The following is a 15,057-nucleotide window of genomic DNA, read 5'->3' as shown; positions in this document are numbered from 1 at the left end:
CCCCCGGCCAGGGACGCTTGGACGAGGTCGTGAGGGTCCTGCACCGGCAGCAACCGAAGCACGAGCGCGTTGATCACCGTGAAGATGGCCGTGTTGGCGCCAATGCCGAGCGCCAGGGTGAACACAACCACGACCGTGAAGCCGGGATTCTTCAATAATTGGCGGATGGCGAATTTCAAATCGTTCATGGGTCGTTGAATAGTCGAAGCGTTAAACCGGTTCATCGCTCATTCGTATCTCAGTGCCTCCATCGGATCGATTTTGGCGGCGCGCCGAGCGGGCAGCCAGCAGGCGATCAACGCGACCCCGGCCAGCATGGCAACAACGGTAAAGTAAGCCTCCGGATCGCTCGCGGAGACGCCGATCAACAGGCTGGACAACACTTGCGCGGCGGCCGCGGTGCCGATCACACCGATCACAATTCCCAGTCCGGTGAGCTTCAACCCTTGCTTCACGAACAACCGGAGCACATCGAATCGTTGCGCGCCCAGCGCCATGCGCAGGCCGATTTCGCGCGTGCGCTGGCTCACGGAACAGGCAATGACCGCATAGAGCCCAAGCCCCGCGAGCGCCAACGCAATCGCGCCGACAGCGCTGAGCAGTGCCGCCGCCATGCGCGGAACGGCAAACGCCCCGGCCGTGTAATCCGGCATCGTCAGGGCCGCGACCGGCTTGAGCAACAAATCGACCGCCAGCGCCGCCCGCTCGACAGCCCGCGCGATGCCGCGCGGATCACCGTCAGTGCGCACGACGGCCGCAAGACTGCGGTCGCCGACCTGCGGTTCGCAAACGTAGATGAACGGCGTCGGCGGCTCGTTCAGGGAACGGTATTTCCCGCTCTTCACCACGCCCACGACGGTCCATTCGCGCGACCAGAAATCCAGTTTCAATCCGAGCGGATTGCGTCCCGAAAAGTAGCGGTCGGCGAAAAGCCGGTTGACGACGACGACACGCGCGGCGGCGGCGTCATCGCGTTCGGCGAATTCGCGGCCGCCGAGGACGGGGATTCGCAGCGTACGAAAATAATCCGGCGAGACTGTGCTCACACCGGCGGACATCGGTTCCCCTGGCGCCGGCTGGTATCCTGCCGCCGCGAAGCGCGTGCTGCTGCCGCCTTCGAATCCGAGCGGCAACCAGTCGGCAAGCGCGACGCTTTCGACACCGGGCAGCGCGGCGAGGCTCTCGCGCAGGCGGCGATATGTGCTTCGCGTCCGATCGTCATCGTAACCGACCACAGGCAGTCGGAAGCCTGCGACCCAGACGTTACGCGGGTCGAGACCGAGATCGATTTGCCGGGCACGGCGAAAGCTTTGAGCGCAAAGGGCCATTCCCGCCAACAGCACGAGGGCGAAGGCAACTTCGCAAACCACGAGCGAACCTCGCAATCGATGGATCTGCGGTCCGGAAACGCCGGCGCGCGCCCCCTGCTTGAGCGTGTCGTTGAGGTTCGCCTTTACGGCCTGCGACGCGGGAGTGAGGCCGAACAGAACTCCGGTGCCGAGAGTCACGAGGGCGCTGAAGGACAGGACCGTTCCGTTGAGATGCACATCGTAACCCAGCGGGAGGTGCGGCGCCGGAGGCAGGAGTCTGAAGAGAAGTCCCACGCCCCAGGAGGCAAACATGCAGCCGAGCGCACCGCCAAGCGCCGCGAGGAAAGAGCTCTCGGTCAGCAACTGACGCGCGAGTCGGGCCCGCCCTGCCCCGAGCGCCAGGCGCACCGCCATTTCCGACTGCCGGGCCGTGGCGCGGGCGAGCAGCAGGTTGCCGACGTTTGCGATCACGAGCAACAACAGCAGCGTCGCCACGACAGCCAGCGAACGAAGCAGCGGCAGGAGCGCCGACTGACCGCCCCACGGCGATTTCCAGACGGGCAACACGGCGATGCCTACGTCGCGGTTCGTGTCCCCATATTCGGTTTCAAGCCGGCGCATCACGGCGCTCGCGGCGCTTTGGGCCCGCGCGATGCTGACGCCCGGTTGCAATCGCGCATAGGTGTGCAGGACGCGAAAGTTTCGCCGGCTCAAAGCTTCCGCCGTGTCGTTGAAATCCGTGCTCATGGTGATCGGGAGCCAAAGGTCGAATTGCAGTCCGCCCATGCCTCCGTAGAAATTCGCGGGCGCGACGCCGATCACGGTGAAAGAACGGTTCGCAATCTCCACCACGCGGCCGATCACGTTTGTTTCGCCGCCAAAGCGCCGCTGCCAAAAACGATGGCTGAGCACCGCCACGGCGTCACCGCCGGGATGCGTGTCCTCGCCGGCCAGGAAGAACCGGCCCAGCGCGGGTGTCACTCGAAGGACGTCGAAAAAATTGGCCTCCGTTGATTCCACCCAGACCCACTCGATTTCCTTTCCCACGCGCAAACTCATCGCGTCGTAGCGCGACCCCGTGACGCCGACAAAGGCATTCGTCTCCGCCGCCAGATCGCGATTATCAAGCACCGACGTCGTGTCGCTGAGACGGCCGCTGACGTGCCGCGGACAGAGCACGACGAGCCGGTGGGCATCTCGCGCCCCGGGCACAGTGTCGAGCAGCACCGCGCGAATCCAACTGAAGACAACCGTATTTACGCCGATGCCGAGCGCAAGGGTGAGCACGGCCACGGCGGTGAAGCCGGGGTTTTTCAGCAACTGACGAAAGGCGAATTTGAGATCATTCATAACGCAACGCCTCCATCGGATCGACTTCGGCCGCCCGGCGCGCGGGCAGCCAGCACGCGAGCAGAGCAATGCCAAGCAGAACGAGCGCGGTTGCCACGAACGTGAGCGGGTCGTTCGCTTTCACATTGTAGAGGAGGCTCGCGACAAGCCGCGCGAGCGCGAGCGCACCGGCGAGACCGAGGGCGCAGCCGAGCGACGCCAGCGTGAGTCCTTGCCGCACGACGAGGGCGAGCACTTCGCGCGCGCTCGCACCCAGCGCCATGCGCACGCCAATCTCGCGCGTGCGACGGACGACGCCAAACGACAACGCCCCGTACAGGCCCAGGCTAGCCAAGATCAGCGCGAACACGCTGAAGAAGCTCGCCAGTTGCGCAATAGCGCGTTCCTGCACGATGGTGCCGTCGATCACCTCTTTCATCGTGCGCATGTCTCTGATCGTCACCCGTGGATCGACCTGCCGGATAATCGGGCGGAGGTTGGCTTCCAGGACCGAGGGATCGTGGGTTGTGTCGGCGTAAAACGTCGGCGGAATATTGGTCATCCCGCCGAAATACGGCACATAATACTCCAGCGGGGTCTTCTCGCGGAGATTCTGGTAAGTGGTGTCCTTCGCCACACCGATGATCTCGAACGGCGTCGCCTCGCGCCCGTGCCGGATTATGCGGCCAATCGGATCCGTCTCTCCGAAGAACCGCCGCGCCATCGACTCGCCGATGACGACTTTGGGTGGACTGGAAACATCCGCGGTCGCCAACTCGCGGCCACGGAGCAGTGGGATGCGCAGTGTCTCAAAGAAACGCGGACCCACGACAACCGCCGTTACCTGCATTTTTTCATCCGGCTGCGGCGTGTAGCCATCGACCGAAAATCGGGTGCGCACGGTATTGCCGCTCAGGAGCCCGGCCCCGGAAAGCGATGCGCAGCGCACCCCGGGCAGCGACGAGACCAGTTGGAGAATCCGCGCATTCACCTGGGTTTGTTGGCCCGCGTCGTAGGTCCGCGGAAAATCGAGATCGAACAACACGAGATGGTCCCGCTTAAATCCCAGATCGAGACCCTGCAGGTTGCGCAGCGTGCGAACGAACAGCCCCGCGCCCGCCAGCAGGATCACCGAGAGGGCGATTTGGCCGACCACGAGCGCGTGGTTCGCACACGCACGCGCGCCGCCCGCCATTTGCCCCGCCTGGTCTTTCATCGCCGTCGCCAAATCCGGACGACTGAGGCGGAGCGCCGGCACGAGACCGAACATCACGCCGGTCAGCACAGACGCCGTCAGCGCGAACAACAGCACGCGCCCGTCCGGCATCAGATCAAATGCCCGGCCGTGTTGCGGCAAATAACCGGCCAGCAAATCGGTCCCCCAGCGGGCGAAAACCAGCCCAAACACTCCGCCCAACAATGCGAGCAACAGGTTTTCCGCCCCGAGTTGGCGAATGAGGCGGCCCCGCCGCGCGCCGAGTGCTGCCCGCACGGCGAATTCGCGCCGACGCGACGCGCCGCGGGCGAGCAGCAGGCCGGCGACATTCGCGCACGCGATGAGCAGCACCAGGCCGGCCGTGCCCGCGAGAATGCCAAACAACCGGGAGAATCGCCGGCCAATGCTCGTGCCGGCGCCGGCGACCTCGAGCTCAAGCGGCTGATTGAGGAAATTGTTGCGCTGGGTCTCGGTCCATTGCGCGCCGCGCGTCTCCAACTGCGCGGCAAGCTGCTGCTGGTAAAACGTGCTCAGCTCGGCGCGCGCCTGTTCGCGTGCGACGCCGGATTTCAGCCGGCCAAACACGGTCAGCCATTCGCCCGCTTCCGGTCTCGCGCGCACCAGGTCCCGCGTGTCACCGTCAACCTGCGGGAGCATCTGCAGGGGCAACCACAGATCGGCGTGGCCGTCGACCTCGATGCCGGAAAAACCCGCCGGCATCACGCCGACGATCGTGAAAGGCACCGTATCGAGCTGAATCGCGCGACCGATGACCTCCGGGTTCGCGCCAAACCGGCGCTGCCAGAACGCGTGGCTGATCACGGCCACCGGTTGCGGAGCGTCAGCGCGATCATCGGCGGGGGTAAGCGAGCGACCGACGATTGCGGAGACCCCGAGCACGGGAAAAAAACTGCCCGAAACCGCCTGGGCGTTGACGGCCTCCGGTTCCGTTTGGCCCAGACCGGTCGCCGTAAGTTCCCGCTTCGATATCCAGCGCTGCGCCGCTGCGAGGGTCGTGTGCGATGGCGCGTGCTCGGAGAGCCGCTGATAGAATCCATATGGAAAACCCTCGTCGCGGACGGGTGCGCTCCAGACCGTCACGCGCACCAACCGTTCCGGCTCCGGGACATGGAGCGACCGCAACACGAGCGCGTTGATCACCGTGAAGATGGCGGTGTTGGCCCCGATGCCCAACGCGAGGGTGAGCACCGCCACAGCGGTGAAACCGGGATTTTTCAACAACTGGCGGAAGGCGAATTTGAGGTCTTGCATAGGGCGAGAGACTAGGGGCAAGAGGCTAGGGAACGGCGCAAAGCATTGGCCATTTTCTGAACTTCCTCGATTAGGTTTTGAATGGGTTGCGCTTCAATGGACGAACAGAAATCTATTTCCTCGGCCAAAATTAGTTGGGTCTCCAGTTCGGCCAATGAACCCTCGGTGTGCGAAATGAACTGGATAAACTCTCCCGTCGTCTTCCGGGCATGGCCTTCGGCGAGGTTCGATGGGACTGATACCGCCGCCCGACCCATCTGCGAAACCACACCAAACGTTTCATCTGTGGGAAAGGATCGCGTAAGTTCATAAGCCCGCATTACGAGCGCGATACTCTTCTGCCAAACAACGAGATCCTTATAGCTTTTGACTGTTTGGTTCATTTGCAAAACCTTCTGCGTTGCTCGTCCCTCGCCCCTCTTCACTCACACCTTAGCGCCTCCATCGGATCGACCTTTGTGGCGCGACGAGCCGGGATATAGCACGCCAGCAAGGCCACGGCGCAAAGTGAAAACGTCACGGTGATAAAAGTGAGTGGATCGGCAGGCTCGACGTTGAAAAGCACGCTGGCTAAAACTCGCGTCAAAGCGAATGATCCAAAAAGTCCGATGACCACGCCGGCAAGGATCAACCGCATCCCCTGCCCGATCACCAAATTGAGAACATCGAATCGTTGGGCGCCCAGAGCCATGCGCACGCCGATCTCTCTTTGACGCTGAGTGACCGTGAATGACAGAAGGCCATAGAGTCCGATGATGGCCAACACCAGGGCGAGAACGGCGAACCCGCCAATCAAACCGAGATTAACTCTGTCCGGCGCAACATTATGGTCGCGCATTTCTTTCAAGGTGGAGATTTCAAAAATGGGCAGCGTCGGGTCGAGTTGAGCAACTTGCCGCCGCACCGTGCTGAGCAGCGCGGCGGGTTCACTGGTGGTTTTGACCACCGCCGCCATATTCCCGAGCGGTTGCTGATACATGGGAAAATAGGCCTGCACCAACCCGCCTTGCTCGCTTAAGCGATTCTCTTTAATGCGTCCGACGACGCCCACTATGGTGACGACCGGTTGTTTCTCGCGTTCTCCAAAAGGAATCCGGATGCGCTGGCCGAGTGGATTCTGGTTGGGCCAATAGCGCTTCGCGAATTCTTCATCGATGATGACCGAGTTGAGCCCGGCGCCCCAATCATTACCGGATGAAGCGCCCCTCAGGCGCTCTCGATTGTCCTGGTCCGTGAAATCACGTCCTTGCAGAAGCGGAATGCCCATGGCCTGGAAGTAATCCGGTGCAATGAGATGAAACTGCAACGAGGGTTGAAGATGAGGCGGCGGTTCGGCTCTTCCTTCAACCAGGAACCGCATATCCCAACCGCCGTCGTGGAGGGGAATTGAATTCTGTGAGGCAAGACTCGCGGCTTGCACACCGGGCAACGCGCGAAGTTTTTCGAGCAAAGCCCGGCAAAAAAGAATCTGCTGCTCGTCTGTTTGATACGTGTCTCCAGGTGGATTGATGCGAAAAGTCAAAACACGGTCAACCACGAAGCCGGGATTGACCTGCAATAGTCGATGAAAGCTGAGGAGCAGCAGGCCGGCCCCAACCAGGAGAACGAACGTCAGCGCGACTTCCGCGATGACAAGCCCCTGTCGCAAACCCGCGCGGCCGGCGGTTGCTCCACGCCCCGCTTCTTTTAATGTGGCCTGCAAATTGACGCGGCTCGCGTGCCAGGCTGGGGCAAGGCCGAATAAGATGCCCGTGAGCGCCGCCACCAGCCCCGAGAACAGAAGCACCCGCGGATCAAGACTGATTTCGGCCGCGCGCGGCATGCTATCGCCGGCCAGGGCCGTTACGGTACGGAGCCCGCCTTTGGCAAAAAGCAAACCCGTGGCCGCGCCGAGGAGCGCGAGCAAGCCGCTTTCCGCGAGCAATTGTCGGGTGATTCGCCATCGGCCCGCTCCCAATGCCGCGCGCAGAGCCATTTCCTTTTCTCGGGCCGCCGCGCGCGCGAGCAAAAGATTGGCGACGTTGGCGCAAGCAATCACCAATACAAAAGTGACCGCTCCCAGGAGAATCCAAAGCGCACGCCGGACGTTTCCAACTTTGTTATCCAATAATCTGTCGATCTGGACCCGCCGGGTCTTGTTGGATTCCGGGTATTGTTGTTCGAGGCGAACCGCGATTAGGTCCAAATCGGTTCGCGCCTTTTCGAGAGTGACTCCCGGTTTGAGACGCGCCAATCCGAACAGGCCGGGATGGTTGTCTCGATTCTGCCAACTGGACTCAGCGAAAAGAGGGCCCACCGGCAGCCAGACGTCAACTTTGTTGGGAAACTCAAATCCCGCCGGCATTACTCCCAAAATTGTATAAGCTTTCCCGTTGAGATTGATTGTTTTATTGACAATTCCGGCATCGCCGCCAAATCGATTCTGCCAGAGTGCGTGGCCGATCACGGCTACCGGCGGGCCACCCGGCTTGTCTTCGTCTTCGCCGAAAACCCTCCCGATTTCCGGTTGGACGCGCAAGGCCGCAAACACATCCGACGACATCATCGCCCCCGCCAGCCGGACCGGCTCGCCTGCGCCCGTGAGAGTAAAATTGCTACCGCTGTAAACACCAAACTTTTCAAAAACCGATTGCTGATTCCTCCAATCAGTGAAATTGGGACATGAAATGGATCCACCCGACCAATCGGGGCCCCGCTCGCTCAACCAAACCAATCGATCGGACTCAGGATATGCGAGCGGACGCAACAGTACCGCATCCACAACGCTGAAAATGGCCGTGTTCGCTCCGATGCCCAGCGCGAGTGTGAGCACGGCCACAGCAGTGAAGCCAGGGTTTTTCAGCAACTGGCGGAAGGCGAATCTGAGGTCATTCATGGCGCAGCGCCTCCATCGGATTGAATTTTGCGGCGCGGCGAGCCGGCAGCCAGCTGGCCAGTAGGGCCACTCCCGTCAGGGCCACCGCTACAGCAAGAAAAGTCAGTGGATCCGTCGCTTTTACGGAGTAGAGCAGCCTCGACAGATATCGCGTCAGGGAAAACGCCCCGAGCAGCCCGATCGCAACCCCGGCCAGCGTCAGCCGCAGTCCGCCGCCGATCACGAGACCGAGCACATCACTCTTCTGCGCGCCCAAGGCCATCCGCACGCCGATCTCGCGCCGGCGTTGCGTCACCGCATACGACATCACGCCGTAGATGCCCACGACGGCGAGCAGCAGCGCGACCGCCGCAAAGCTGCCCAACAGGGCCGTGCTGAGACGCGGCGAGGTCGTGGTATTCGCCAGCCGCTGCTCCATCGTCATCACGTTGTGAAGCGGTTGATTCGGATCCACAGCCGCCACCACTCCATGCACGGCAGACATCAGGCCGCCCGGCTCGCCGGCGACGCGGATGACGAAGCTCAGGGCTTCTCCCGTGTCATCCAGCTCCGGGCTATACACTTCTGGCAGGACCTCCCCCGCCAATCCGCTCTGCCGCACATCGCTGACAATGCCCACCACCGTCTGCCAGCGCGCCGTCTTACCCGGACTCGCCGCCAGACGGATGCGTTTGCCGATGGCGCTTTCGCCGGGGAAATACTGTTTCTCAAACGACTCGTTCACGACGACCGATCCTCCCGTTGGACGCGCATCCTGCGACGTGAACGTGCGTCCGCTCTTCAACGGAATGCCCATCGCATCGAAGTAACCTACAGTGACCGTCGGTCTTGAAAGCGGAATCACGTCCTCCCGTTTTGCCGTTCGGAAGTCAATCGGTGGCCGGCCCTCGACATCCGCCACGGCAATGCGCGAAAAATCGGTAAGCGGCAGGGTATCCGTGGCGGCGGCCGCCTGCACGCCGGGCAGCGCCTTCAACCGCTCGACGACTTGTTCAATGAAGTTGACTTTCTGGGGCGAGGATTTCTCGCCCGTCAGATTTACCTGGAAGGTCAACAGGCCCTCGGCCCGGAAGCCCGGATTGACGTCGAGCAACCGCGAAAAGCTTTTGAGCAACAACCCGGCGCCGATGAGCAGAACCAGCGCGAGCGCCACCTCCGAAACGACCAGAAGATGCCGGAGCCGGCTGCGATGTTTGCCCGTGTCTCCGCGGCCCTCCTCCTTGAGCGCGGCGTTGACGTCTGTGCGCCAGGCTTGAACCGCCGGCGCGAGTCCGAACGCCAATCCGGTGATCACCGACACGCCGAGCGTGAACGCCAGCACCCACGCATCGATGCCAATAGCGTGCATCACCGGCAAGCTCGCGCCGCTCCATTGCCCGAACGCCCGGACGCCCCAGAACGCCATCAATAGACCCAGACCGCCGCCCGCCATGGAAAGCAGCACGCTTTCCGTGAGCAACTGGCGGGCAACCCGCAGCCGTCCGGCTCCGAGCGCGGCGCGGACGGCCATCTCCCGTTGCCGCGCGGCCGCGCGCGTGAGCAGGAGGTTGGCGACATTCGCGCAGGCGATGAGGAGGACCAACGCGACCGCGCCGAGCAACACGAGCAACATTCCCTTCACATCGCCGACGACCTGCTCGTGCAGTCCGATCAGGGTCAAAACACCCTCACCGCCACCGTCACCTTCGCCGCCCCGGGTCGCCGTCGGTCCCCTTGACTGACTACGCCGCGCAATTGTTTGCAATTCGGTTTGCGCCTGTTGAAGCGTCACGCCAGGTTTCAATCGGGCAATGGCTTTCAGTAGCATCATGCCTTCGCCATACGCCACGAAGGTCCCCCCCGTTTCACCAAGCGCCAGAGGAGTCCAAAGTTGAAACTGTTCGGGATATTGGAAGCGCGCCGGAAGAACGCCCACGACGGTGTAACTTTGTTGGTTCAACGTGATCGTCCGGCCCAGCACGTTAGCATCGCCGCCAAATCGGCTCTGCCAGAGGCCGTGTCCCAGAATGGCCACCTTTGGGCCGTTGGGCTTGTCCTCTTCCCGGGTGAAGTTGCGTCCCAACGCCGGCTGGATGCCGAGCAGTGGAAAAAAATCCGCCGTCACTGCGCCGGACACGACTCGTTCCACCGATCCGACCCCCGTGAGGGTCATGTCGCCGCCACTGTAGGCGGCGATGCGCGCCAGCGACTGGCTCTGGGCTTTCACTTCAACGTACGTGGCGCTGCCAATGAGGGTGCTGGGTTTGCCCGACCAGTCCATGCGCAACTGCACCAGTTGGTCGGGTTCGCGATAGGGCAGCGGCCTGAGCAAGACCGTATTGACCACGCTGAAGATGGCGGTGTTGGCGCCGATGCCCAACGCGAGGGTGAGCACTGCCACGGTGGTGAAACCGGGGTTCTTCAGCAACTGGCGGAAGGCGAATCTGAGGTCTTGCATAGGGCGAGAGATTAGGGGCAAGAGGCGAGGGAACGGCGCAGAGCGTTCGCCATTTTCTGAATTTCTTCAATCAACCGATGCAATGGCTGTGCTCCATCGGCGGCACAGAAACCAGGTTCTATCGAGACGATCAACTGCGTCAACAATCCGGCCAGCGAACCTTCAGCGTTAGAAATGAATTGAATGAACTCGCCGGTCGTATTGAGGGCGTGACTTTCCGCGAGGTTCGAGGGCACGGACTCTGCCGCGCACTGAATCTGCGAAACCGGGCCAAACCTTTCATCTGCGGGAAGGGATCTCGTAAGCTGATAGTCCAGCTTCACCAGAGTAAGACTCTTCTGCCAAACAACGAGGTCTTTGTAGCTTTTCAACTTTTTGCTCATGTTTCTTCCGGTTATTCTCGCCCCTCGCCTCTAATCCCTCATCACTCGTACCGCAATGCCTCCATCGGACCGATTTTGGCCGCGCGCTGCGCTGGTAGCCAACACGCAAACGAAGCCACCGCTACAAGAAGCAGTGAAGTAAGGATCAGCGTCGCCGGGTCCGTCGCCTTCAAATCAAAGAGCAGGCTGCTCAAAAAGTGCGTCAGCGCGAGTGCACCAACAAGACCGACGCCGATACCGATGGCCGCCAACTTGAGTCCCTGTCGAAGAACGAGCCACAAGATTTTGCTTCTCTGAGCGCCCAAGGCCAGGCGAACGCCCAGTTCGTTTCTGCGCAACAATGTTGTGTAGGACACCAACCCGTACAGCCCGACCATCACCAGCACTGCCGCCAGAACACCGAAGAATCCCGAGAGCCATGCCAGCAACCGCTCGCGCGCCAATCCTTCGCGAATCTGTGTTTTCAAGACGCTCGTTTCCATGCGGATCGCAGGATACGCTTCTCCGAGTCGCCGCCGGACCGCGGCGATAATTCCCGGCAACGGCGCGGAGGAGCGAACGACGATGGTAGCCCAGGTCCCCTGATCGGGAATCTGCGACGCCGGCGCAAACGTAATGGGTGGAATTTCATTGCGCAGATTCCCGTATTTCGTGTCCTTGACGACACCCACGATTTCGTAGGTCGCTTCCGGATAGCCCGGTTCCGCTCCCGTTCGAACCCGCGCGCCGATTGGATTCGCGCCTTCAAGCCACTGCCGGACAAAGGTCTCGTTCACGAGCGCCACTTTGGGTGAAGTCGTCGTGTCGGTTTTGGAAATGTCGCGGCCCGTGAGGATCGGAATCTCCAGCGTCCGGAAGTAATCGGGGCTGACCCACGCGACCTTGGACCAGCCTTCCTTCTCTCCCCGCGCGCCGGTCACGCGCACGCCCATCGTCCAACTGCCGCTGATGACCGGAACATGAGTCGTGAGCGCCGCCGCTTCAACGCGCGGAATGGATCGTACCCCGTCCAGCAGTTCCGTTTTGAACGCAGCGCGACGTCCCGCCGGCAGATTCACGCGCGCGAAGTTTACGCGAGTGACGAACACGCCGTCCTGTCGGAAGCCCGGACGCATCGTGGTCAGGTTCCAAAAACTTCGCACCAGCAACAACGCGCCGGAAAGGAGTACGAGCGAAACGGCCATTTGCAGAATCGTCAGTCCACGCTGAAGGGCCAGGTGTTCGCGATTGCCGGTCGTGCCACGTCCGATGGCGCTGAGCGCGACCGCCGGCGCGGTCCGGGCTGAACGGATCGCAGGCGTGAGCCCGAAGAACACGCAGGTCAAAATCGCGACGGCGCTTGTGAAAGCGAGCACGCGCCAGTCCGCGTGCAGATCGATGGAGAGCCGGTTTCCTTGTGTGCTGAGAAACCAGACAACGCTCCGGCTCAAAAAATGCGCGAGCCAGGCGCCCGCGACCGCGCCGAACCCGGCCAGCAGAAGACTTTCGGAGAGTAATTGCCGGACGAGCCGCGCGCGCGACGCGCCGACGGCGAGGCGCACAGCAATTTCCCGCGCTCGCGCGCTCGCGCGGGCCAGGGTCAGGTTCGCGAGATTCACGCAGGCGATCAGGAGAACGAGTCCGGTGATTCCAAACAGCAACCACAGTGACTTTTCGTAGTCGGCCCGCAACTGGCTCACGCCGGTGCCGGCCGGAAACGCGGACAGCTGGAATTTTCGATACGATTCGACAGTCCCCGCGCCATAACCCACGGGCAATGTGGCCTCGATGATGCCCGGACTGATTGTTTTCACGTATTCGGCGGCCTGCGCGAGATTCGAGCCGCTTTTCAAGCGGCCCATGACACGCAGCCACCAGGCGTCTGTCCGATCCAGCACGTTGTCCCACCACAATTCACGTGTGGTCAGCGGCAGAGCCACGTCGAATTGATTTCCCACTTCGAGTCCGAAAAAGGCCGGGGGCGTCACACCGACGACCTGGAAAGTGCGGTCGCCCAGCGTCAGCGATTTGCCAATAGCAGACTCTTCGCCGCCAAACTCGCTTTGCCAAAACCCGTAACTGATCACCACGCCACCCGGTCCCGCGCCGCGCCGGTCATCTTCCGGGCTTAGCAATCGGCCGCGAACGGGAGCAACTCCGAGGGCCGAGAAAAAATCACCGCTCGCCCACAGGCATCTCGTCATTCGCGTCTCGACGCCGCTGCCGACGGGAAGTTCGCCGCTGCCCCATGCAAAAATTCCGGCAAACGTCCCCTGGCGTTTTTGAAGCTGTTCCCAGAGCGGGTAGGTCAGCTCCGCATTCGCGCTGTCAGAAATTCCCAGGCCCGGGTTCCCCCCCACAATCCGCACTTCCATCAGTTCCTGGGGCTTCGATACCGGCAGTGTTTTCAAACGCACGGCGTTCAGAAGTTGGAAGATCGCCGTGTTCGCGCCAATGCCGAGCGCGAGCGTCACCACCGCGACAACCGTGAAGCCGGGATTCTTCAGCAACTGTCGGAAGGCGAATTTGAGATCATTCATGCTTTTCGATTTGCCGTGGCCGACTTGTCGCGGCCACTCTGCTGTCGCCTTCGGTTCATGATGTGTCCGGCTGATCGCCAGCCGCGGACGACCCACCCGCTTCAGTTCACCCTGACCCGCGTGTGCGTATCGTAGGCCGACATGTCGGACAGAATCACCTTGTCGCCGACCTGCAAGCCTTCGACGATTTCAATCGTGCTGACCGAACTGCGCCCGAGTTTGACCGGCACACGCACGGCTTCTTTGCCACCATTGATTACTTTGAAAATTCCGACAGTGCTGTCGGGCTGGCCTTGCACCGGGCGGCCGACGAACATCACTTCATTGAGCCGTTCGAGTTCGATGGTGCCATCCACGCTCAAGTCCGGGACGGCGCCTTTGGGAAGGGGGCCGTCCAATGCAACGTCCACGGTTCTGGTTCCGTTCTGGGCGGCCGGGTCAATGCGGACGACGTGTCCGGGGATTACTCCGTTGCGTGTGTCCACCAGCGCCTTCTGATCCAAAGCGATGTCTTTCGCCTGCGTTTCCGAGATTTTGATTTCGGCTTTCAGCTTTGCGGGATTGGCCACGCGCGCGACATTGGCGCCCGGGGCGAGCTGCTGGCCTTCCTGAAGCATCACGGTCGCAGACGCATCGCCCAGTTTCTGCAACACACCGTCAATGCCGGCGCGGATTTTCAAGGCATCGACCTGGCGGCGTTTGAGTTGAAGCTGTGCCCGGTACTGCTCCACTTTGGCCTGTTGCGCGGCCAGTTGGGCTTTGGTCGCATCGGCACTGATGTTCAAACGCTCCTGTTCGATTTCCAACAGCTTGGCCAGCTCCTCGGCTTTGGTCTTTGCCTGCTTCAGCGTGAGCGCGGGGACAAGGCCCGCCTTCGCGAGTTCGTCGTTGACTTCGAAGTCGAGCTTGGCGCTGCTGTAATTGGCCTGTGCCGTGGCCAGGATTGATTGCTGGTTGAGGCGGGCCGTGTCCAGTTGCACGCGCAGGTTGGCCAGGTCCGCCTCTGCGGCCTTGAGCTGCCACTCGGCGTCGAAGGCGGCTTGTTCGACGTCCGGATTGCTTAACTCCACCAGCACAGTGTCGGCTTTCACGGCCGCGCCCGGCAAAACCAGGATTTTTTGCACACGTCCGGCGTTAAGGGTCGGGATCCAGAGAATTTCCTCGGGCACCAATGTGCCGTTGCCATGCACCTGACAAAGCATCTCGCCACGTTTGACGGTGTCTGTCCACGGGTTTTCAACCACTGGCGCCGCAGGTTGGAGCCGGGACAGGCCGATGGTAATGAGCACGAGGATGGCGAGCCCGCCCGCCGAGTAAAGGACGCGTCGGCGTCTGCGCTTGCGGGCGATGTCTGGTCGGGCGACGTCCATACTATCGGAGCGGCTGGATCGGCAACGGAGGTTGCGCCCGGCCCAGCCGATTCCAAGCTTCCTGCAGCTCCTGTTGGTGTTGGGCCGCCCACTCGATTACCATGGCGCGGACGCGGCGGGGCGCATCGCCCTGAATGACTCGAAGCGGCGCGATGCCGACGATCAATTCACAGTTTTCGTAGAACGCGTGGAAATGCGCAACAAACGGTCGGACGATCAGCATCCGGATGACAATCCCATAGAATTTTGAAATCACTGGCATAGACGAAAAGCGTTTATATTTTTTCTCGCCCTTCATTCCCACGACCGGTCGGAAATACTGGGACAAACAACCTTTTGCAATGCC

Annotated in this window: 10 protein-coding genes; all 10 read right to left on the bottom strand. The window is 61.7% G+C overall.

All coding sequences use genetic code 11. The features are described 5' to 3' along the window. Positions 1-188 (bottom strand): hypothetical protein (locus VN887_14595; protein ID HXT41237.1); only part of this gene is annotated, 188 nt, incomplete at its 3' end. 39 nt (positions 189-227) lie between these two features. Further along, positions 228-2,660 (bottom strand): ABC transporter permease, encoded by a 2,433-nt coding sequence (locus tag VN887_14590; protein ID HXT41236.1) that lies wholly within the window; start codon positions 2,658-2,660, stop codon positions 228-230. After that, positions 2,653-5,127 carry an ABC transporter permease gene (locus VN887_14585; GenBank protein HXT41235.1) on the bottom strand — a complete coding sequence of 825 codons (2,475 nt, stop codon included), beginning with the start codon at positions 5,125-5,127 and terminating at the stop codon, positions 2,653-2,655. Before VN887_14585 ends, VN887_14590 begins: the two co-directional genes overlap by 8 nt. Before the next feature lie 11 nt (positions 5,128-5,138). Continuing rightward, on the bottom strand, positions 5,139-5,510 hold the full coding sequence (locus tag VN887_14580; GenBank protein HXT41234.1) for a four helix bundle protein: 372 nt from the start codon (positions 5,508-5,510) through the stop codon (positions 5,139-5,141). A gap of 38 nt (positions 5,511-5,548) precedes the next feature. After that, positions 5,549-8,002 (bottom strand): ABC transporter permease, encoded by a 2,454-nt coding sequence (locus VN887_14575; protein ID HXT41233.1) that lies wholly within the window; start codon positions 8,000-8,002, stop codon positions 5,549-5,551. Next, complete coding sequence (locus tag VN887_14570) at positions 7,995-10,439, bottom strand: ABC transporter permease (protein ID HXT41232.1); 2,445 nt, start codon at positions 10,437-10,439, stop codon at positions 7,995-7,997. Before VN887_14570 ends, VN887_14575 begins: the two co-directional genes overlap by 8 nt. Positions 10,440-10,450: 11 nt before the next feature. After that, positions 10,451-10,822 (bottom strand): four helix bundle protein, encoded by a 372-nt coding sequence (locus VN887_14565; protein ID HXT41231.1) that lies wholly within the window; start codon positions 10,820-10,822, stop codon positions 10,451-10,453. Between the two features lie 41 nt (positions 10,823-10,863). After that, positions 10,864-13,341, bottom strand: coding sequence for an ABC transporter permease (locus VN887_14560; protein HXT41230.1), 2,478 nt, complete (start codon positions 13,339-13,341; stop codon positions 10,864-10,866). A gap of 101 nt (positions 13,342-13,442) precedes the next feature. Next, positions 13,443-14,711, bottom strand: a complete 1,269-nt coding sequence (locus tag VN887_14555) for an HlyD family efflux transporter periplasmic adaptor subunit (protein HXT41229.1) — start codon at positions 14,709-14,711, stop codon at positions 13,443-13,445. Position 14,712: 1 nt separating this feature from the next. After that, on the bottom strand, positions 14,713-14,973 hold the full coding sequence (locus VN887_14550) for a DUF4160 domain-containing protein (GenBank protein ID HXT41228.1): 261 nt from the start codon (positions 14,971-14,973) through the stop codon (positions 14,713-14,715). Positions 14,974-15,057: the final 84 nt, after the last annotated feature.

This window comes from Candidatus Angelobacter sp., assembly GCA_035607015.1.
Classification (GTDB): Bacteria; Verrucomicrobiota; Verrucomicrobiia; order Limisphaerales; family AV2; genus AV2.
The sequence above is the reverse complement of the archived record's forward strand: the minus strand, read 5'-3'. Positions and strand labels throughout refer to the sequence as shown.